This window comes from Streptomyces sp. W1SF4, assembly GCF_003950035.1.
In the GTDB taxonomy this organism is placed as follows: domain Bacteria; phylum Actinomycetota; class Actinomycetes; order Streptomycetales; family Streptomycetaceae; genus Streptomyces; species Streptomyces racemochromogenes.
Map to the genome: position 1 here is coordinate 3,413,742 of NZ_CP034350.1, position 19,363 is coordinate 3,433,104.

19 protein-coding genes are annotated in these 19,363 nt (G+C 72.0%); 9 read left to right on the forward strand and 10 right to left on the reverse strand.

The features are described 5' to 3' along the window. Window positions 1–36 precede the first annotated feature (36 nt). A complete protein-coding gene (locus D1J60_RS15785; protein WP_125595586.1) occupies window positions 37–702 on the reverse strand; it encodes an ABC transporter permease in 666 nt (221 codons plus the stop codon). A 4-nt stretch (window positions 703–706) separates the two neighbouring features. Next, the gene (locus D1J60_RS15790) at window positions 707–1,414 is read right to left on the reverse strand and encodes an ABC transporter permease (RefSeq protein WP_125595599.1); all 708 of its coding nucleotides are present in this window, start codon (window positions 1,412–1,414) and stop codon (window positions 707–709) included. Window positions 1,415–1,575: 161 nt separating this feature from the next. Here D1J60_RS15790 and D1J60_RS15795 point away from each other — a divergent pair, with 161 nt between their 5' ends. Then, on the forward strand, window positions 1,576–2,541 hold the full coding sequence (locus D1J60_RS15795) for an ATP-binding cassette domain-containing protein (protein ID WP_125821528.1): 966 nt from the start codon (window positions 1,576–1,578) through the stop codon (window positions 2,539–2,541). A 68-nt stretch (window positions 2,542–2,609) separates the two neighbouring features. On the opposite strand, the gene D1J60_RS15800 is transcribed toward D1J60_RS15795, so the two are convergent. After that, window positions 2,610–3,719: an alpha/beta hydrolase-fold protein gene (locus D1J60_RS15800; RefSeq protein ID WP_125595584.1), complete on the reverse strand. Its 1,110-nt coding sequence runs from the start codon at window positions 3,717–3,719 to the stop codon at window positions 2,610–2,612. Window positions 3,720–3,871: 152 nt separating this feature from the next. Here D1J60_RS15800 and D1J60_RS15805 point away from each other — a divergent pair, with 152 nt between their 5' ends. From D1J60_RS15805 to D1J60_RS15830, 6 genes are all read left to right on the forward strand, one after another. After that, a complete protein-coding gene (locus tag D1J60_RS15805) occupies window positions 3,872–5,725 on the forward strand; it encodes a phosphatidylglycerol lysyltransferase domain-containing protein (RefSeq protein ID WP_125595583.1) in 1,854 nt (617 codons plus the stop codon). A gap of 339 nt (window positions 5,726–6,064) precedes the next feature. Beyond that, the gene (folP, locus tag D1J60_RS15810; RefSeq protein ID WP_125821529.1) at window positions 6,065–6,937 is read left to right on the forward strand and encodes a dihydropteroate synthase; all 873 of its coding nucleotides are present in this window, start codon (window positions 6,065–6,067) and stop codon (window positions 6,935–6,937) included. 43 nt (window positions 6,938–6,980) lie between these two features. Then, window positions 6,981–7,424 (forward strand): nuclear transport factor 2 family protein, encoded by a 444-nt coding sequence (locus D1J60_RS15815; RefSeq protein ID WP_125595581.1) that lies wholly within the window; start codon window positions 6,981–6,983, stop codon window positions 7,422–7,424. Window positions 7,425–7,555: 131 nt separating this feature from the next. Next, window positions 7,556–7,915: a dihydroneopterin aldolase gene (gene folB / locus D1J60_RS15820; RefSeq protein ID WP_030010912.1), complete on the forward strand. Its 360-nt coding sequence runs from the start codon at window positions 7,556–7,558 to the stop codon at window positions 7,913–7,915. Next, on the forward strand, window positions 7,912–8,520 hold the full coding sequence (gene folK / locus D1J60_RS15825; protein ID WP_125595580.1) for a 2-amino-4-hydroxy-6-hydroxymethyldihydropteridine diphosphokinase: 609 nt from the start codon (window positions 7,912–7,914) through the stop codon (window positions 8,518–8,520). Before folB ends, folK begins: the two co-directional genes overlap by 4 nt. 45 nt (window positions 8,521–8,565) lie before the next feature. Then, window positions 8,566–9,051 (forward strand): DUF3180 domain-containing protein, encoded by a 486-nt coding sequence (locus D1J60_RS15830; protein ID WP_125595579.1) that lies wholly within the window; start codon window positions 8,566–8,568, stop codon window positions 9,049–9,051. Here the strand turns inward: D1J60_RS15830 and D1J60_RS15835 are convergent. The 7 genes from D1J60_RS15835 to dacB form a co-directional block, all read right to left on the reverse strand. Next, the gene (locus D1J60_RS15835) at window positions 9,048–9,431 is read right to left on the reverse strand and encodes a hypothetical protein (protein WP_125821530.1); all 384 of its coding nucleotides are present in this window, start codon (window positions 9,429–9,431) and stop codon (window positions 9,048–9,050) included. The two genes, D1J60_RS15830 and D1J60_RS15835, sit on opposite strands and share 4 nt — an antisense overlap. 4 nt (window positions 9,432–9,435) lie before the next feature. Then, the gene (folE, locus tag D1J60_RS15840; RefSeq protein WP_007264872.1) at window positions 9,436–10,044 is read right to left on the reverse strand and encodes a GTP cyclohydrolase I FolE; all 609 of its coding nucleotides are present in this window, start codon (window positions 10,042–10,044) and stop codon (window positions 9,436–9,438) included. A gap of 94 nt (window positions 10,045–10,138) precedes the next feature. Further along, window positions 10,139–12,172 carry an ATP-dependent zinc metalloprotease FtsH gene (ftsH, locus tag D1J60_RS15845; protein ID WP_007264873.1) on the reverse strand — a complete coding sequence of 678 codons (2,034 nt, stop codon included), beginning with the start codon at window positions 12,170–12,172 and terminating at the stop codon, window positions 10,139–10,141. A gap of 207 nt (window positions 12,173–12,379) precedes the next feature. Then, window positions 12,380–12,940: a hypoxanthine phosphoribosyltransferase gene (gene hpt / locus D1J60_RS15850; RefSeq protein ID WP_007264874.1), complete on the reverse strand. Its 561-nt coding sequence runs from the start codon at window positions 12,938–12,940 to the stop codon at window positions 12,380–12,382. Between the two features lie 65 nt (window positions 12,941–13,005). Next, the gene (tilS, locus tag D1J60_RS15855; RefSeq protein ID WP_125595577.1) at window positions 13,006–14,034 is read right to left on the reverse strand and encodes a tRNA lysidine(34) synthetase TilS; all 1,029 of its coding nucleotides are present in this window, start codon (window positions 14,032–14,034) and stop codon (window positions 13,006–13,008) included. A gap of 196 nt (window positions 14,035–14,230) precedes the next feature. Beyond that, window positions 14,231–15,376 (reverse strand): zinc-dependent metalloprotease, encoded by a 1,146-nt coding sequence (locus tag D1J60_RS15860; protein ID WP_125821531.1) that lies wholly within the window; start codon window positions 15,374–15,376, stop codon window positions 14,231–14,233. Window positions 15,377–15,448: 72 nt separating this feature from the next. Beyond that, on the reverse strand, window positions 15,449–16,888 hold the full coding sequence (gene dacB, locus D1J60_RS15865; RefSeq protein ID WP_241253285.1) for a D-alanyl-D-alanine carboxypeptidase/D-alanyl-D-alanine-endopeptidase: 1,440 nt from the start codon (window positions 16,886–16,888) through the stop codon (window positions 15,449–15,451). A gap of 152 nt (window positions 16,889–17,040) precedes the next feature. On the opposite strand from dacB, the gene D1J60_RS15870 reads away from it, so the two are divergent. Continuing rightward, on the forward strand, window positions 17,041–17,535 hold the full coding sequence (locus D1J60_RS15870; protein WP_045946146.1) for an inorganic diphosphatase: 495 nt from the start codon (window positions 17,041–17,043) through the stop codon (window positions 17,533–17,535). Window positions 17,536–17,707: 172 nt separating this feature from the next. Continuing rightward, window positions 17,708–19,348, forward strand: a complete 1,641-nt coding sequence (locus tag D1J60_RS15875) for a threonine/serine exporter family protein (protein ID WP_241253286.1) — start codon at window positions 17,708–17,710, stop codon at window positions 19,346–19,348. Window positions 19,349–19,363 lie beyond the last annotated feature (15 nt).

The window sequence follows — 19,363 nt, forward strand, 5'->3', positions numbered from 1 at the left end:
GATCGGTAAGAGGGAGGGACGGCGGCCGGCCGCGCCTCAGCGCGACGGGGCCCCCGGCAGCAGCCGGTCGGCCGCCACCAGCGCGCCCTCCACCACCAGGGCCAGCAGCGCCACCAGTACGGCGCCCGCCACCACCTGCGGGGTGTTGTACGTGTTGAAGCCGGCGGTGATGATCCGGCCCAGGCCCCCCTGGCCGACCATCGCCGCGATCGTGGCGGTGGCGACGACCTGCACGGCGGCCGAGCGCAGCCCGGTCATCACCAGGGGGCGTGCGAGGGGAAGTTCCACGCGCAGGAACAGCTGGCGGCCGGACATGCCCATCCCCCGGGCCGCCTCGACCACCGACCGGTCCACCTCGCGCATGCCGACGTACGCGTTGGTCAGCAGCGGCGGTACGGCGAACAGCACCAGCGCGGCGATGGTGGGCAGGTAGCCCGCGCTGCGCAGCGGCGAGACCATGAACAGGGCCAGCACGGCGAACACCGGCACGGCCCGCCCGGCGTTGGAGACGTTCACCGCGAGGGCACCGCCCTTGCCGACGTGGCCGAGCCAGAGCCCCACCGGCAGGGCCACCGCGCAGGCGACGGCCAGGGCGATCCCGCTCACGTAGACGTGCTCGCCGAGCCGGTGCCACACCCCCGCCTCGCCGGACCAGTTGGCCCCGTCGGCCAGCCAGTCCCAGGCCCGCGCCATCACGCCCACGCCCTCACGCCCCCTTCGCCTTCACGGCCGCCCCCGCGGCACGGCGGCCGGGCCGCGTCCACGGGGTCAGCAGCCGCTGCACGGCGAGCAGCAGCAGGTCGGCGACGAGCGCGAGCAGCACGCACAGCACGGACGCGGTGAGCACCTGGGCCTTGAAGGAGCTGTTCACGGCGGGGGCGATCAGGTTGCCCAGCCCGCCCTTGCCGACGATGGAGCCGACGGTGGTCAGCGCCACCGTCGACACGGTGGCGATCCGCACCCCGGCCAGCAGCGCGGGCAGCGCCAGGGGGAGTTCCACCTGCCACAGCAGCCGGCCCGGGCCGTAGCCCATGCCGCGCGCGGCCTCCCGTACGTCCTCGGGGACGGCCTCCAGGCCGGCCAGCACGTTGCGGACCAGGATGGTCAGCGAGTACAGCACCAGACCGGTCACCACGAGCGCCGCCGACAGCCCGAAGAAGGGCAGCAGCAGGGAGAACATGGCGAGGGAGGGGATCGTGTAGAGCAGGGTGGTCAGCCCCAGCACGGGGGCCGCCCAGCGGCGGCCGCGGCGGGCCAGCAGGGCGAGGGGGACGGCCACGGCGACGCCGACGAGCACCGACACGGCGGTGATCCAGACGTGTTCGACGGTGGCGTCGGTGAGCTCCCGGGAGCGCGAGGTGACGTATTCCCAGCAGATCCAGTCGTTCGCCACCAGGCAGCCCTGCCCGGCCAAGCCGCTCACCCCTTCCCCCCTCGTACGGACGTGCCGCACAGCGGCCTCCGGGCGACCATAACCCCCGGTGCCCGCGATGGCCGGAATTATTCGCACAGCCGCAACACTCCCCTGACGAACCCTTCGCCCATCCGGGCAGGCCCTTGGGGGAGGATGGCGGGGTGATCCGATTCGAGCGAGTGACCAAGCGCTACCCCGACGGGACGACGGCCGTCGAGGAGCTGTCCTTCGAGGTCGCGGAAGGCGAGCTGGTCACGCTGGTCGGCCCGTCCGGCTGCGGCAAGACGACCACGATGAAGATGGTCAACCGGCTGATCGAGCCGACCTCCGGCCGCATCCTGCTGAACGGCGAGGACATCGCCGCCGCCGACCCGGTCGAGCTGCGCCGCCGCATCGGCTACGTCATCCAGCAGGTCGGGCTGTTCCCGCACAAGACGGTCCTGGAGAACACGGCGACCGTGCCCCAGCTGATCGGCACCCCCAAGGCCAGGGCCCGCGCCCGCGCCGCCGAACTGCTCGAACTCGTGGGGCTGGATCCGGCCGTCCACGGGAGCCGCTACCCGCAGCAGCTGTCCGGCGGACAGCGCCAGCGCGTCGGCGTGGCCCGCGCCCTCGCCGCCGACCCGCCGGTACTGCTGATGGACGAGCCGTTCGGCGCGGTGGACCCGGTGGTCCGCGAACGGCTCCAGAACGAGTTCCTGACCCTCCAGAAGACCGTCCGCAAGACGATCCTGCTCGTCACGCACGACCTGGAGGAGGCCGTCCGGCTCGGCGACCGGATCGCCGTCTACGGACACGGCACCATCGAGCAGTTCGCCCGCCCGGCCGCCGTCCTCGCCGCGCCCGCCACCGAGTACGTCGCCTCCTTCGTCGGCGCCGACCGCGGCCTCAAGCGGCTCGCCGTCACCCCCGTCGGGGCGGCCGACCTCACCGACCCCGACGGCGGCCCCGGCCCCGCCGTCACGGTGCCCCTGGGGGCGTCACTGCGCGAGGCCCTCGCCGCCCTGCTCCAGGACGACTCCGGCCGCATCGGCGTCACCGACCCGGACTCCGGCGCGCTGGCCGGCGTACTCACCCCCGGCGGCGTCCACCGGGCCCTGCGCCGGGCCGGCCTCCAGGACTCCTGACCGAACCCGGACACGCGGAAGGGCCCGGCCGGAGCCGGGCCCTTCGGATGCGCGACGCGAGCACGGGCTCAGGCCTGGAGGCGGCCGCTCAGCCACACCAGCATCGGCGGGATCTCGCGGCGCCAGGTGTTGAAGTTGTGGCCGCCGCTGTCGAGGACGATCGAGGAGACCCGGTCCGGGCCCTTGACCAGCTTGATGAACTTGCGGGTGTCGTTCAGGTTGTCCTCGCCCTTCTCACTGGTCGTGACCAGGAAGGACGTACCCGCCGGCTTCTTGTCCTGCATGCTCTGCAGCACGTCCGCGCGGGCCTTCAGCTTGGCGTCGCCGTGGAACAGGTCACCGGTCGTCGCGTCGTCCGCCGCCTTGTAGTAGGCGGACAGGCCCACGCCGGCACCGAAGGTCTGCGGGTGGTGCGCGGCGATCTTCAGGGCGCAGTAGCCGCCCGTCGAGTTGCCGATGAAGCCCATGTTCTGCGGCTTCTTGCCCACCCGGAAGGTGGACTGGATCGCCTGCGGCAGGTCCTGCGCGAAGAACGTCTCGGTCTGCGGGCCACCGGGTATGTCCACGCACTCGGTGTCGCGCGGCGGCGCGATGGTCGGCCGCAGCATGACCAGGATCATCGGCTTCATCTTGCCCGCCTTGGCCTGCTTGAAGGCCGTCATCGGGTAGTTCAGCCCTTTGATCAGGTTCTCGGCGGTGCCCGGGTAGCCCGTCAGGACGATCGAGGCCGGAAAGTTCTGGTCCTTGTGCTGCGGCTGGAAGTACTCCGGCGGCAGCCACACGTAGCCGGGGCTCGTTATCTTCGACTTCTGCCCGGTTATGGCCACTTTCAGGATCTGCCCGCCGACCTGCGGCTTGCCCCCGCCGGGCACGTCCAGCTTCTGCTTGTCGAGGACCTTGATGTCCTTGCTGCTCATCGAGTGGTCGACGACCTTGCCGATGGACGTCTCCTGGCCGAACAGGTCCGCCCACGAGCCGTAGAAGAGGAACGACTTGTTCGCCGCGAGACCGACCGCCGAGAACAGCGCCAGCTGGGTCGCGAGCAGCAGGCCGATCCGGCCGAGAACCGCGCGCACGCCGCGCCCCGAGAGCTTCGGCCAGGCCCAGACCGTGACCGCGAACAGGGCCACGCCCGCGATGATGGCCAGGACCAGAACCGTATTACTGGTGAGACCCATGAGCAGTCAGTCGACTTTCTGATGGCAGGACCGGATTTTTCCGACGGAAGAGTGAACCCGCTCCCCGCCGATGTCGTCCTAGTGGACGCACCACACTCCGGAGGCTGTCACGGCCTTCGGCCACATGATCTCTCGCAGAGCAACGGGAAGCGATGTCTAGCAGGATAGATGGCGATAAGTCGGGACAGGTTCCGAGTACGGTCCGGCGAATCTTCCGCGGACCACGACCGGAGTCGGTGCCCGGTCTCGTAGGTACGGCCGTCATGATCGTCGGCCTTCTGGACATCGCGGCGGGCGTCTTCCCGCGATTCCGCCACAGCCGGATCCACGCGGTCACCGAGGTGCTGCCCGGCTCCCTGGGCCCCTTCGCCGCGGCCCTCTCCATCAGCGCGGGCGTGCTCATACTGCTCCTCGCGCACGGTCTCAAGCGCCGCAAGCGCCGCGCCTGGCGGGCCGCCGTCATCCTGCTGCCCGCCGGCGCCGTCTCCCAGTTCGCGTACCGCCACTCCGTCATCGGCGTGGTCATCTCCGCGGTGCTCCTCGCGCTGCTGGTCCGCCACCAGGGCGAGTTCAAGGCCCTTCCGGACCCGCGCAGCCGCTGGAAGGCCCTCGCCAACTTCGTCCTGATGAGCGCCGGCTCCATCGGCCTCGGCCTCGTCATCGTCAACGTGCACCCGGGCAAGGTCGTCGGCCGCCCCAGCCTGTACGAGCAGATCACCCACGTCGTCTACGGCCTCTTCGGCTTCGAGGGCCCCGTCGACTACGCCGGCCGGGTCTCCTGGACCGTCGGCTACTCCCTCGGCGCCCTCGGCATGCTGACCGCCGTCACCACCATCTACCTGGCCTTCCGCCCCGAGCACCCGGCCGCCCGCCTCACCCCCGCCGACGAGGACAAGCTGCGCGAGCTGCTCACCAAGCACGGCGGCCGCGACTCCCTCGGCCACTTCGCGCTCCGCCGCGACAAGGCCGTCGTCTTCTCCCCCAGCGGCAAGGCCGCCGTCACCTACCGCGTCATCTCCGGCGTCATGCTCGCCTCCGGCGACCCGGTCGGCGACGTCGAGGCCTGGCCCGGCGCCATCGAGCGGTTCATGGAGGAGGCCAAGGCCCACTCCTGGACCCCCGCCGTCGTCGGCTGCAGCGAGACCGGCGGCGAGGTCTGGACCCGCGAGACCGGCCTGGACGCCCTGGAACTCGGCGACGAGGCCATCGTCGACGTCAAAGACTTCTCCCTGGCCGGCCGCCCGATGCGCAACGTCCGCCAGATGGTCAAGCGCATCGAACGCAACGGCTACACCACCAAGGTCCGCCGGGTCAGCGAACTGAACGAGTTCGAGCTGTCCCAGATCCGCAAGGCGGCCGAGGCCTGGCGCGGCACCGATACCGAGCGCGGCTTCTCCATGGCGCTGGGCCGCATCGGCGACCCGGGCGACGGCGACTGCATCATCGCCACCGCGCACCGCGTCGAGGAGGGCGACACCAGCCCCTTCGGCGACCTCAAGGCCATCCAGCACTTCGTGCCGTGGGGCAAGGACGGCATGTCGCTGGAGATGATGCGCCGCGACCGCGCGGCCGACCCCGGCATGAACGAGCTGCTGATCGTCGCCTCCCTCCAGCAGGCCCCCGAGCTGAAGATCGAGAAGGTCTCCCTGAACTTCGCGATGTTCCGCGCGGCCCTCGCCCGCGGCGAGAAGATCGGCGCCGGACCGGTCCTGCGGGCCTGGCGCGGCCTGCTCGTCTTCCTCTCGCGCTGGTTCCAGATCGAGTCGCTGTACAAGTTCAACGAGAAGTTCCGCCCCCGCTGGGAGCCGCGCTTCATGGTCTACCGGCACCACCGCGACCTGCCGCGCATCGGCTTCGCCGTGATGCAGGCGGAGGGCTTCGTCACGCTGGCCCTCCCCCGCCTCTTCGCCAGCCGGCGCCCTCCCAAGCCGGTCCGCACCTGCGCCCACGCCGTCCACGAGGCCAAGGTCCCGGCCCAGCAGGACCGCGAGGTCCAAGCCGCGTAGCCCCTCCCGGGGGGTGGGGGACCCCTGCGGAGCTGGTCCCCTACCCGCCCTTCACCCTCCCCCAGACTCCGTCCGGGGGGACCCCCAGGCCTCACACGCCGGCGGGGCTGGAAGATCCAGCCCCGCCGGCGTTCGGCTGTTCCGGCGCCGCCGGCACCCTCAGCCTCGCCGGCGCTTGAGGCGCGGGGTCCGGGGCGGAGCCCCGGGAGGGGTCCGGGCGCAGCCCGGGGAACGGGCGAAGGGCGGGTAGGGGACCTCGCCCCGCGCAGCGGTACGCCCGGCCGCACACGCCCACCCGCCCCGGCCCCGTCAACGGCCCGGCCAACTAGGCTGGAGCCCATGAACAGCAACCTCGGGCCGGCCCCCAGGGGCATCGTCACAGGGCTGCCCGACTGGGACCGCTGCGCGGTCATGGGCGTCGTCAACGTCACCCCGGACTCCTTCTCCGACGGCGGCCGGTGGTTCGACACCACCGCAGCCGTCAAGCGCGGTCTCGAACTCGTCGCCCACGGCGCCGACCTCGTCGACGTCGGCGGGGAGTCCACCCGCCCCGGAGCCACCCGCGTCGACGCCGAGGAAGAGCTCCGCCGGGTCGTGCCCGTCGTGCGGGGCCTGGCCTCCGAGGGCGTCGTCGTCTCCGTCGACACCATGCGCGCCGCCGTCGCCGAACAGGCCGTCGCCGCCGGCGCCCGCCTCGTCAACGACGTCAGCGGCGGCCTCGCCGACCCCGGCATGATCCCCGCCGTCGCCGACGCCGGCGTGCCCTTCGTGGTCATGCACTGGCGCGGCTTCAGCGACAACATGAACAGCCTCGCCGTCTACGACGACGTCCTCGCCGAGGTCGGCGCCGAGCTCCGCGCCCGCATCGACGCCGTCGTCACCGGCGGCATCGCCCCCGAGCGGATCGTCGTCGACCCCGGCCTCGGCTTCGCCAAGAACGCCGAGCACGACCTGGCCCTCGTCGCCCGCCTCCCCGAGCTGCGCGCCCTCGGCTTCCCGCTGCTCGTCGCCGCCTCCCGCAAGCGCTTCCTCGGCCGGGTCCTCGCCGGCACCGCCGACACCGCCCCGCCGCCGGCCCGCGAGCGGGACGCCGCGACGGCCGCCGTCTCCGCCATCGCCGCGCACCAGGGCGCCTGGGCCGTACGGGTGCACGAGGTACGGGCGACCGCGGACGCGGTTCGGGTGGCCCGCGCCGTGGAAGGGGCTCTGTGACCCGCCCGACGCACACCCGCCGGACGTACAGGGAAGGGGCACGGTGAGCCGTACCGACATCGAAGCCGTCGAAGAGGCCAACACGGCGTTCTACGCGGCCATGGAGCAGGGGGACTTCGACACGCTGTCGGCGCTCTGGCTCGAGGACGAGATCTCCTGCGTCCACCCCGGGTGGCCGGTGCTCTCGGGGCGGGGCGAGGTGCTGCGCTCGTACGCGCTGATCATGTCCCACACCGAGTACATCCAGTTCTTCCTGACCGACACCAAGGTGGCCCTCATAGGTGACACCGCACTGGTGACGTGCACCGAGAACATCCTCAGCGGGGGCCCCTCCCAGGAGGCCGGCGAGCTGGGTCCGCTGGTCGGCCAGCTGGTCGTCGCCACGAATGTGTTCCGACGCACACCGGAGGGCTGGCGCCTCTGGTCCCACCACGGTTCTCCGGTGCTCACGGACTCCGATGACGAGGAAGAAGAGGGCTCCGACTGACCCCAAGGGCGGGGCCCCGGGTTCGTCGCAGGTAAATTCGAAGGTGGACGACGCCGACCGCACTCGGCGTAGGCCCATGGCCCCGGGGAGTCCCGGGACCGGAAGCACCTACGAAAGCAGGAGTGATTCGCGTGGATCGTGTCGCGCTGCGCGGCCTCAAGGCTCGCGGGCACCACGGCGTCTTCCCCCGGGAGCGCGAAGAGGGCCAGACCTTCATCGTCGACCTCGTGCTGCACCTGGACACCCGCCCGGCCGCGGCCGGCGACGACCTGGCCAAGACCGTGCACTACGGCGTCGTGGCCGAGGAGGTCGTGGACGTGGTCCAGGGCGAGCCCGTGGACCTGATCGAGACCCTCGCCGAGCGGATCGCCCAGCAGTGCCTCAAGCACGAGGCGGTGGCACAGGTGGAGGTCGTCGTCCACAAGCCGGACGCGCCGATCACCGTCCCCTTCGACGACGTGACCATCACGATCACCCGGAGCCGCGCATGAACAACGGACTGAACGCCCAGAGCGACCCCACCGTCCAGCCGGTGCCCGCCTCCGTCGTCGAGGCGGTCGACGCGGCGGACACCACCCTGTCCAACCCCAAGTGGGCCGTCGTCGCGCTCGGCGCGAACCTCGGCAACCGCCTGGACACCCTCCAGGGCGCCATCGACGCCCTCGGCGACACCCCGGGGCTGCGGGTCAAGGCCGTCTCCCCGGTCTACGAGACGGAGCCGTGGGGCGTCGAGCCCGGCTCGCAGCCCTCGTACCTGAACGCCGTCATCGCGCTGAAGACCACCCTGCCGCCCTCCTCCCTGCTGGAGCGGGCGCACGCGATCGAGGAGGCCTTCGACCGCGTCCGCGAGGAGCGCTGGGGGCCCCGCACGATCGACGTCGACATCGTGACGTACGCCGACGTGGTCTCCGACGACCCGGTCCTCACCCTGCCGCACCCCAGGGCGCACCTGCGGTCCTTCGTCCTGGCCCCCTGGCACGACATCGACCCCGAGGCCCAGCTGCCCGGCCGCGGCCCCGTCGCGGAACTGCTGGCCACGATCGGCCTCGCCGGTGTCACGGCACGCACCGACCTGGAACTCCGCCTGCCGGAGTAGCCGTTAGCGTGTTCAGGTAGCAGCGACTGAACAGGGGACGGGCAAGTGAAGCAACTGAGGCCGGCGGTCCTGGCGGGCATCTTCGCGATCGCCGGGGTGCTGTCCTGGGCGGGTGCCCGCCTGTGGAACGCGTACGGCACCCTGCCGGGCGTCCCACTGGCCGCACCGATCGTGCTGGCGGTGATCGCCGTCGTCCTGCTGGCGACGGCCCTGTCGATGCGCGCCCGCCTCAAGGCCCAGCGGGAGCGCCGCCCGGGGGCGAAGGGCGTGGAGCCGCTGATGGCGGCCCGGGCGGTGGTCTTCGGCCAGGCGAGCGCCCTCGTCGCCGCCCTCGTCGCGGGCATGTACGGCGGCGTGGGCGTCTTCCTGCTCACCGACGCGATGGACGTCCCGGCCCGCCGCGACCAGGCCTGGTACGCGGCCGGCTCGGTCATCGCCGGCGCGGCCGTGATCGCCGCCGCCCTCTTCCTGGAGCGCGTCCTGAGGCTCCCCGAGGACGACGACCCGCCCAAGGCCCCCGCCACGGCCTAGACGGGGTCCAGCCGCTGCCACAGGGGCGGGACCAGCGGTCCCAGGTCCTCCCAGTGGCAGACTTCCAGCGACACCATGAGGCCCTCGTCGGCGAAGAGCAGCGCCTCGCCGACGTATCCGCCGTCCGGGGACCGCAGGCACCGGCTCGCCACGATCGGGGCGGGCTCGGCGCCCGCCGCCGGCACGCCCCCCGGCCCGACCAGCAGGTACTGGCTGGGGCAGCCGCAGGTGCAGCCGGCCTTCATCCGGGTGTGCGGGATCTGGGCCCGGTAGCCGGGGGCATCCCCCGCCTCCCCGTCCAGCAGGATCTCCAGCGTGCGCCGGACGTCCTCGCTCAGCGGCTCCCAGCCGGCCTCCGCGGCCGCCCCCGGCTCCGGCACGGGGTCAGCGCGCCATGATCAGGCTCATGGCCTCGTTGCGGGTCGCGGGGTCGCGCAGCTGGCCGCGGACCGCCGAGGTGATGGTCTTCGCGCCGGGCTTGCGGACGCCGCGCATGGTCATGCACATGTGCTCGCACTCGATGACCACGATGCAGCCGCGGGGGTCGAGGATCTCCATCAGGGAGTCGGCGATCTGCGTGGTCAGCCGCTCCTGTACCTGGGGCCGGCGGGCGAAGACATCCACGAGGCGGGCCAGCTTGGACAGGCCGGTGATCTTGCCGTCGGTGGACGGGATGTATCCGACGTGCGCCACACCGTGGAACGGGACCAGGTGGTGTTCACAGCTCGACATGACCTCGATGTCCTTCACCAGGACCATCTCGTCGTGGCCGAGGTCGAAGGTCGTGGTCAGGACCTCTTCGGGCTTCTGGTAGAGGCCGGCGAATATCTCCTTGTACGCCCGCGCGACGCGCGCCGGGGTCTCCAGGAGGCCTTCGCGGTCCGGGTCCTCGCCGACCGCGATCAGGAGCTCGCGGACGGCCGCCTCGGCGCGCTTCTCGTCGAACTCGCCGATCGTGCCCTCGCCACCGGTCAGGGTCACTGGGTCGGTCATCTCATCCTCGTTCCTGTGCGCACGCGCGGCTTCGTACAAATGTGCCGCGCCCCCCAGGCTAGAACCTGGGGGGCGCGGCTTCCATTCCGGGTGGTCAGGCCTCGGGGCGGTCCTCCGGGGCCACCTCGATGCCCTTCTCCGTGGAGACGGGCGCCGCGGCTGCCGCCGAGGTGCCGTTCGCGGAGTTCGTCAGCTGGAGCTCCTTGGGAGAGAGCACCGGCGGACGGGTGGAGGGGGTACGGCGGGAGGAACCGGTCCACGCCGGGCGGGCCGGGCGCTTCACGATCGTGGAGAAGATCTCGGCGATCTCCTCCTTGCCCAGCGTCTCCTTCTCCAGCAGCGCGAGGACGAGGTTGTCCAGGACGTCCCGGTTCTCGACCAGGATCTCCCAGGCCTCGTTGTGCGCGGTCTCGATGAGCTTCTTGACCTCTTCGTCGACCAGCGCCGCGACCTCTTCCGAGTAGTCCCGCGGGTGCGACATCTCGCGGCCCAGGAACGGCTCGGTGTTGTCCCCGCCGAACTTGATCGCGCCGAGGCGCTCGGTCATGCCGTACTGGGTGACCATCGCGCGGGCCGTCGCCGTGGCCTTCTCGATGTCGTTCGCGGCGCCGGTGGTCGGGTCGTGGAAGACCAGTTCCTCCGCCGCGCGCCCGCCCAGCATGTAGGCGAGCTGGTCGAGCATCTCGTTGCGCGTGGTCGAGTACTTGTCCTCGTCGGGCAGGACCATGGTGTAGCCCAGGGCCCGGCCGCGGGACAGGATCGTGATCTTGTGGACCGGGTCGGAGTTCGGGGAGGCCGCCGCGACCAGGGCGTGTCCGCCCTCGTGGTACGCGGTGATCTTCTTTTCCTTGTCCGACATGATCCGGGTCCGCTTCTGCGGGCCCGCCACGACGCGGTCGATCGCCTCGTCCAGCATGTGGTTGTCGATCAGCTTCTTGTCCGAGCGGGCCGTGAGGAGCGCGGCCTCGTTGAGGACGTTGGAGAGATCGGCACCCGTGAAGCCGGGGGTGCGGCGGGCGACGGCCGAGAGGTCGACGTCCGGTGCGACCGGCTTGCCCTTCTGGTGGACCTTGAGGATCTCCAGACGGCCCTGCATGTCGGGGCGGTCGACCGCGATCTGCCGGTCGAAGCGGCCCGGGCGCAGCAGTGCCGGGTCGAGGATGTCGGGGCGGTTCGTGGCGGCGATCAGGATGACGCCGCCCTTCACGTCGAAGCCGTCCATCTCGACCAGGAGCTGGTTGAGGGTCTGCTCGCGCTCGTCGTGGCCGCCGCCGAGGCCCGCACCGCGGTGCCGGCCGACGGCGTCGATCTCGTCGACGAAGACGATCGCCGGCGCGTTGGCCTTGGCCTGCTCGAACAGGTCGCGGACGCGCGAGGCGCCGACGCCGACGAACATCTCGACGAAGTCGGAACCGGAGATCGAGTAGAAGGGGACACCGGCCTCGCCCGCGACGGCACGCGCGAGCAGGGTCTTGCCGGTGCCGGGCGGGCCGTAGAGCAGCACGCCCTTGGGGATCTTGGCGCCGACGGCCTGGAACTTCGCCGGCTCCTGGAGGAACTCCTTGATCTCGTGGAGTTCCTCGACGGCCTCGTCCGAGCCCGCGACGTCGGCGAACGTCGTCTTCGGGGTGTCCTTGGTGATGAGCTTCGCCTTGGACTTGCCGAAGTTCATGACCCGGGAGCCGCCGCCCTGCATCTGGTTCATCAGGAACAGGAAGACGACGACGATGAGGACGAAGGGCAGGAGCGAGAGCAGCACGCTCAGGAACGGGCTGGTCTTGTCCGGCGTGACGGAGTAGCCGTCGGGGATCTGACCGGCTTCGTACTTGCTCTGGAGGTTCTGGGCGAGCTGGACGCCCTGGTCCCCGATGTAGTTGGCCTGGAACTTGGTGCCGCTGTTGTTGCCGAGCTTCTGGCCCTTCTTCAGCTCGATCTTGATCATCTGGCTGTCACCGGTGGTCAGCTTGGCGCTGTCCACCTGGCCACTGTTGATCGCCTTGATGACCTCGCTGGTCTCCACCGACTTGTAGCCGCCGCCGGAGCCGACGACGTTCATCAACACGACCACGGCGAGGACGGCCAGCACGATCCACATGACCGGCCCACGGAAGTATCGCTTCACGTCCATCCATACGGGGTGCCGGGCACCCCGTCCCTCCTGCCCGTAGGTAAATGCTGCTGTGAGTAAAGACTGTTCTTCGGAATGTACCTCTGTATTGTCACCCGCGGCCTCAAGGGACGGCTGACAGACCCGCCTTCCCCTGCTCCAACGTCGGGAACCGCCCCCGGGTTCCCCCGGGGGCGCCGGCGGTGACGGCGTCCGCGAAGGACGCGGTCAGCCGCCGTAGACGTGCGGGGCGAGCGTGCCGACGAACGGCAGGTTGCGGTACTTCTCCGCGTAGTCGAGGCCGTAGCCGACGACGAACTCGTTCGGGATGTCGAAGCCGACCCACTCAACGTCGATCGCGACCTTCGCGGCCTCGGGCTTGCGCAGCAGCGTGACGACCTTGAGGGAGGCCGGCTGGCGGGAGCCGAGGTTCGACAGCAGCCAGGACAGGGTCAGGCCCGAGTCGATGATGTCCTCGACGATCAGGACGTGCTTGTCCTTGATGTCGGTGTCCAGGTCCTTGAGGATCCGCACCACGCCCGAGGACTGGGTCCCGGCGCCGTACGAGGACACCGCCATCCAGTCCATGGTGAGCGGGGTGGACAAGGCGCGCGCCAGGTCCGCCATCACCATGACGGCGCCCTTGAGCACGCCGACGATGAGCAGGTCCTTGCCCGCGTACTCCGCGTCGATCTTCGCGGCCAGCTCGGCCAGCTTCGCGTCGATCTCTTCCTTGGTGATGAGCACCGACTGGAGGTCGTTGCCCATGTCCTTCTCGTCCACCCGCATCACTTTCGTTGTCGGCCGGGGCTCCGGGGGGTGCCCCGGAGGACTCAGCCGTGTTTCAGCACCAATCAGCCCTGCCGGATGACAAGTCTGCCACCCTGCCGCTGGGCCTCGACGCGGCCGGGCAGGTTGATGGCGCCCTGGCCCCGCCATCCGGTGATGAGGCGGTCGACTTCCTCGATGTGGCGGGCGAAGAGCGAGCCGGCGGGGGAGCCGGCGGCGACCACGGCCCGGCGCAGCACGCGGCGGCGGACGGCCGGGGGCAGCGCGTAGAGCTTGGCGCACTCCAGGCGGCCGTCCTCGTCGCGCACGCCCGCCTCGGCGTCGGCGGCCCAGGCGTCGAGGGCGTCGGCGTCGTCGCGGGAGAGCTGGGCGGTGCGGGCGAGCGCTTCCACGACTCCCTTGCCGAGCGCCTTCTCCAGGGCGGGCAGTCCCTCGTGGCGCAGCCGGGAGCGGGTGTAGGCGGGGTCGAGGTTGTGCGGGTCGTCCCAGACGGGCAGGGACTGGACCATGCAGGCCTTGCGGGCCGTCTGCCGGTCGACCTGGAGGAAGGGCCGCCGGTAGCGGTTGGTGCGGCCGGGGCCGCCGGAGACTTCGGCCATGCCGGACAGGGAGCGGATGCCGGAGCCGCGGGCGAGGCCGAGCAGGACGGTTTCGGCCTGGTCGTCGCGGGTGTGGCCGAGCAGCACGGCGCAGGCCCCGAGCCGGTCGGCCGCCTCGTCGAGGGCGGCGTAGCGGGCGTCGCGGGCCGCGGCCTCGGGTCCGCCCTCGCGGCCGACGTGCACGGCGACGGACTCCACCGGGTCGAGGCGGAGCGCGGTCATGCGGCTCACGACCTCCGCGGCGCGCAGGTCGGAGCCGACCTGGAGGCCGTGGTCGACGGTGATGCCGCCCGCCCGGATGCCGAGCTTGGGTGCCTCGAAGGCGAGGGCGGAGGCGAGCGCCATGGAGTCCGCGCCGCCGGAGCAGGCGACGAGGACGAGGGGCTGGCCGCCCGCCCCGCGGGGGCGGGGGATGTCGGTGAGGTCGGTGAGGACGTCGTGGAGTACGCGGCGGACCGCCAGGCGTATCGCCGCGACCGCAGGATGGGGACCCATGTCCGGTGCCCTTCGTGGAGTTCGGATGCTCGGAGGCTTCGGGTGTTGCGCGGGGGAGATGCGGAATGTCACTCAGAGTGCGTCGATGGTGACAGAACCGAGCCGTTCCCCGAGCATCGCACGCCCTTCCACGGCTCACGGTCCCTCGGAAGGGTGATGCTGCTTCCCCCAGTGAGACACGTTTACGCCTCCTGCTTCACCTTTCTTCGCTCTGCGTGCCGCCCTTGCGGTGGACCCGGGCCACCCAGTCCGCGGGGCGGGCGATCTCGGCCTTGGTGGGGAGGGTGTTGGGCGAGGTCCACACCCGGTTGAAGCCGTCCATGCCGACCTGGCCGACGACGGCCCGTACGAAGCGCTCGCCGTCGCGGTACTGGCGCAGCTTGGCGTCAAGGCCGAGGACCTTGCGCAGGGCGGCGTCGAGGCGGCCGGCGCCGCTGGCCCGGCGCTGCTGGAACTTCTCGCGGATCTCGGCGACGGAGGGGACGACCTCGGGTCCGACGCCGTCCATGACGAAGTCGGCGTGGCCCTCCAGCAGGGACATGACGGCGGTGAGCCGGGCGAGGACCTCGCGCTGCTGGGGGGTCTGGACGAGTTCGACGAGGGAGGGGGCCTCGTCGCCGCGTTCGCCTTCGGCGCGGGCTCCGGCGAAGGACTGGACGGCCTCGCGGATCCGCTCCAGGACGGCGCCGGGTTCCAACTCGGTGGCGCCGAGGAAGGTCTGGATCTCGCCCTCCAGGTGGGCGCGCAGCCAGGGGACGGCGGTGAACTGGGTGCGGTGCGTCTCCTCGTGCAGGCAGACCCAGAGCCGGAAGTCGTGCGGGTGCACCCCCAGCTCGCGTTCGACGTGCACGATGTTCGGCGCGACGAGCAGCAGGCGGCCGCCGGTGGCGGCGCCGCCCGGCAGGTCGGGGCCGGCGGGCGCGAAGGTCTCGTACTGGCCGAGGACGCGGGAGGCCAGGAAGCTGAGCAGCATGCCCAGCTCGACGCCGGTGACCTTGCCGCCGACGGAGCCGATGACGGCGCCGCCGGGGGTGGCGGAGCGGCGGTCCTGCATCTTGCCGAGGAGGGGGCCGAGGAGTTCGCGGAAGCCCGCGACGTTGGCCTTGATCCAGCCGGCCCGGTCGACGACGAGGACGGGGGTGTCGGGGAGGGGGGAGCCCTCGGGGATCATCCGGGTGAACGCGCGCACGTGCTCCTCGGAGGTCCTGGCGTGCCGGCGGAGTTCCGCCACCACGGCCCGGGCCTCGTCGCGGCTGACTTCCGGACCCGGCCTGACCAGCCGGGTCGCGGTCGCCACCGCGAGGTTCCAGTCGACCATCTCCGCACCACCGATGCTCGTCATGCGTCAACCGTACGTGGACCGGCGCCGTTGGGGGTCCCCCCGGACGGAGTCTGGAGAGGATCCCCCCGTGGGTCAGGGGGTGGCGGCGACGGCGGCGGCCAGTTTGTCGAGGCCCTTCTCGGCAGCGGTCTTGTCGGGGGTGTTCGCGGCCAGGAAGGCGAAGGCGAGGAGCCGCCCGGACGGGGCGACGACGGTGCCGGCGAGGCCGTTCGCCACGGTGAGGGTGCCGGTCTTGGCCCGGACCAGGCCGGCCGCCGCGGAGTCGCCGGTGTTGCGGGCGCGCAGGGTTCCGGTGAAGCCGGCGACGGGCAGGCCGGTGAGGACCGGCCGCAGCTCGGGGTGGCGGGGGTCGGCGGCCTTGGCGAGGAGGGCCGTCAGGAGGCGGGTGCTGAGCCGGTCGGCCCGGTTGAGGCCGCTGCCGTCGGCGAAGCGGGCGCCCTTGAGGTCGAGGCCGAGGGAGGCCAGCTTCTCGGTGACGGCCTGCTCGCCGCCCTCGAAGCTGGCGGGCCGGCCGGCGGCGAGGGCGGTCTGGCGGGCGAGGGCCTCGGCGATGTCGTTGTCGCTGTTGGTCAGCATCCGCTCCACGAGCCCGGCGAGGGGGGTGGAGAGGGTGGTGGCCAGCGGCTGGGCCCCGGCGGGGGCCTTCGCCCTGGCGGGTTCGCCGCCCACCTTGATGCCGCGGTCGCGCAGCAGGGCGGCGAAGGAGCGGGCGGTGTCTCTGGAGGGGTCGTCGGAGCGGTCCACGGGCCCGGAGGTGGAGTCGTCGGGGCGGCCCTCGTCGGCGGTGAGGGCGGTGACGGGGGCGATGTTCTCGTCGCGGCCGATGGGGTGGCGGACGGGTCCGGTGTAGAGGGAGTCGTCGTAGCCGAGGGTCACGGTGTCGGTGCCGGCGGCCTTGAGGGCCTGGGCGGTGTCGGCGGCGAGGGCCACGAGGCTGCCGCCGGAGCCGGCGGGGCTCTTCTTCTTGGCGGTGAGGGACGGGTCGCCGCCGCCGACCAGGACGATCTCGCCGGGGCCGGCTCCGGGCGTCACGGTGGTCCGGATCCGGTGTTCGGGCCCGAGCGCGGCCAGGGCGGCGCTCGCGGTGGCGATCTTGATGGTGGAGGCCGGGGTCATGGGGTCGCCCGCCCCGGACTCGTAGAGCACCTGGCCCGTCGCGACGTCGATCACCGAGGCCCCGCGCGCGGTGCCGAGCGAGGGGTCGGCGAGCAGCGGGGTGAGGGCCCCGGCGAGCGCGGCGGCGCCGGTGTTCGGGCGCGGGGCGAGGGCGCCGAGTACCCCGGGGGCGCTGGGTGCGGCCTGCGGGAGGCCGCCGGCGGCGTGATCTGCACCACCCGTCCGGCTCCAGGAGGCAGCCCTGTCCCGCTCGGCCTTACGCTGGCCGGAGTCCCAAGGACCGGCGGTGGCGACCATCGCAGCCGACAGGGCGAGGCCGGCGACGGCCGACCCTGCGATGAGCTGCCACGTCTTGACCAATGGCACCTCGGACCAGCCCCTTTCGCGATCACACATATGCGTGAGGGACACTTAATCACTGCGTCTTGCCGCGAGCATGGCACCCCACCCGCAGGGCTGGGCCGGACGCGCGCGCATTTGAATCAAATGCCGTCTCGAAGCAGTCAAGCTTCGGCACTGGGCCGGAGCTGATCATGGAGGAGCAGGACGTGGAGTTCGACGTCACCATCGAGATCCCCAAGGGTTCGCGGAACAAGTACGAGGTGGACCACGAGACCGGCCGGATCCGTCTGGACCGTCGCCTCTTCACCTCGACCAGCTACCCGACGGACTACGGCTTCGTCGAGAACACCCTCGGCGAGGACGGCGACCCGCTGGACGCGCTGGTCATCCTGGACGAGCCCACCTTCCCGGGCTGCCTGATCAAGTGCCGCGCGATCGGCATGTTCAACATGACCGACGAGGCGGGCGGCGACGCCAAGCTGCTGTGCGTGCCGGCCTCCGACCCGCGCGTCGAGCACCTGCGCGACATCCACCACATCTCCGAGTTCGACCGCCTGGAGATCCAGCACTTCTTCGAGGTCTACAAGGACCTGGAGCCGGGCAAGTCCGTCGAGGGCGCGAACTGGGTCGGCCGCGCCGAGGCCGAGGCCGAGATCGAGGCCTCGTTCAAGCGCCTGGAGGCCCAGGGCGGCCACCACTAGGCTCCGCCGGTACTCCGGACCTCCCGCGGCGGGCGGCACCCCTCAGGTGCCGCCCGCCGCGGCGTTCCCGGCCCGCCCGGGGGCCCACCCGGCGCCGGCACGGGCTCGCTTCGCCACGGATGAAACGATTCCGCATACTGATACCGCCAGGTGATCAAGGGTGGGAGGATGCGTGGCGGAGGCCGAAGGAGCCGGTCCCGAGGACCGGAAGCCGAAGTCCGACGAGGCGCGCAGCGCGTTCACTCCGCCGCCCGGCATGGAGCCCGAGGTTCCGTTCGAGGACCAGCCCACGTCCGAGTTCGCCATGCCGGAGGGCGCCAGCCCGCCCCCCGCCGAGGCCGGGGGTTCCGCCTTCGCCGCCCCGGCCACCTACAGCGCGAGCCAGTCCCCGCCCGCCCACACCCCCCTCCCGGCCCCCGGCTTCCCCGCCTCCTCCCCCTGGCAGGACCGGATGCGCACGATGCTGCGCATGCCGGTGGACGTCCGGCCGGTCCCCGAGCCGGCCCAGCGGCAGAGCGAGTCCGGCCCCGCCGTGGGCCGCGTGCTCGACCTGACCCTGCGCATCGGCGAGCTGCTCCTCGCGGGCGGCGAGGGCGCCGAGGACGTGGAGGCCGCGATGTTCGCGGTGGCCCGCTCCTACGGGCTCGACCGCTGCGAGCCCACCGTCACCTTCACCCTGCTGTCCATCACCTACCAGCCCTCCCTGGTCGGCGACCCCGTCTCCGCGAACCGCACCGTGCGCCGCCGCGGCACCGACTACACCCGCCTGGCCGCCGTCTTCCGGCTGGTCGACGACATCAGCACGCCCGAGGTCGAGGTCTCCCTGGAGGAGGCCTACCGCCGGCTCGCCGTGATCCGGCGCAACCGCCACCCGTACCCGACCTGGGTGCTCACCGCCGCCGCCGGGCTGCTCGCGGGGGCCGCCTCCACGCTGGTCGGCGGCGGGGTGACCGTCTTCTTCTGCGCCGCCCTCGGCGCCGTCCTCGGCGACCGCCTGGCCTGGTACTTCGCCGACCGCGGGCTGCCCGAGTTCTACCAGTTCGTCGTCGCCGCGATGCCGCCGGCCGCCATCGGCGTGGCCCTGAAGATCGCCGAGTTCGACGTCCGCGCCTCCGCCGTGATCACCGGCGGGCTGTTCGCGCTGCTGCCCGGGCGGGCCCTGGTCGCCGCCGTGCAGGACGGGCTCACCGGCTTCTACATCACCGCCTCCGCCCGCCTGCTGGAGGTCATGTACCTCTTCATCGGGATCATCGTCGGCGTCCTCGCGGTGATCTACGTCGGCCTCCAGTTCGGGCCCTCGCCGAACCCGGACGAGGTGCTCCAGATCCCGCACCGCCCCGTGCTCCAGATCCTCGCCTCGATGGTCCTGGTGTTCACCTTCGCGATCCTGCTCCAGCAGGAGCGCTCCACGGTGTGGATCGTGACCCTCAACGGCGGGGTCGCCTGGGCGACCTTCGGCGCGCTGCGCGCCGCCGAGCTGCCGCCGGTGCCGTCCACGGCCATCGCCGCCGGCCTGGTCGGCCTGTTCGGCCAGCTCTTCTCGCGCTACCGGTTCGCCTCCGCCCTGCCGTACGTGACGGCCGCGATCGGGCCGCTGCTGCCGGGTTCGGCCACGTACTACGGGCTGCTCTCGATCGCCGAGAACCGGCTCGACAGGGGGCTCGCCTCGCTCACCAACGCCGCCGCCATCGCGCTCGCGATCGCGATCGGGGTGAACCTCGGCTCCGAGGGCTCACGGCTCTTCATGCGGATCCCGGGCGCGCGCACCGCGGCCAGGCGCCGGGCGGCGGCGAAGCGCACCCGCGGCTTCTGACGCCCTCCGGCGCCC

Excerpts from the sequence above, each read along its gene's own strand:
- D1J60_RS15800 (WP_125595584.1), bottom strand. The coding sequence starts at position 3,719 with ATGGGTCTCACCAGTAATACGGTTCTGGTCCTGGCCATCATCGCGGGC.
- D1J60_RS15805 (WP_125595583.1), top strand. The coding sequence starts at position 3,872 with ATGTCTAGCAGGATAGATGGCGATAAGTCGGGACAGGTTCCGAGTACG.
- folP (WP_125821529.1), top strand. The coding sequence starts at position 6,065 with ATGAACAGCAACCTCGGGCCGGCCCCCAGGGGCATCGTCACAGGGCTG.
- folK (WP_125595580.1), top strand. The coding sequence starts at position 7,912 with ATGAACAACGGACTGAACGCCCAGAGCGACCCCACCGTCCAGCCGGTG.
- folE (WP_007264872.1), bottom strand. The coding sequence starts at position 10,044 with ATGACCGACCCAGTGACCCTGACCGGTGGCGAGGGCACGATCGGCGAG.
- ftsH (WP_007264873.1), bottom strand. The coding sequence starts at position 12,172 with ATGGACGTGAAGCGATACTTCCGTGGGCCGGTCATGTGGATCGTGCTG.
- hpt (WP_007264874.1), bottom strand. The coding sequence starts at position 12,940 with ATGCGGGTGGACGAGAAGGACATGGGCAACGACCTCCAGTCGGTGCTC.
- tilS (WP_125595577.1), bottom strand. The coding sequence starts at position 14,034 with ATGGGTCCCCATCCTGCGGTCGCGGCGATACGCCTGGCGGTCCGCCGC.
- D1J60_RS15860 (WP_125821531.1), bottom strand. The coding sequence starts at position 15,376 with ATGACGAGCATCGGTGGTGCGGAGATGGTCGACTGGAACCTCGCGGTG.
- dacB (WP_241253285.1), bottom strand. The coding sequence starts at position 16,888 with ATGTGTGATCGCGAAAGGGGCTGGTCCGAGGTGCCATTGGTCAAGACG.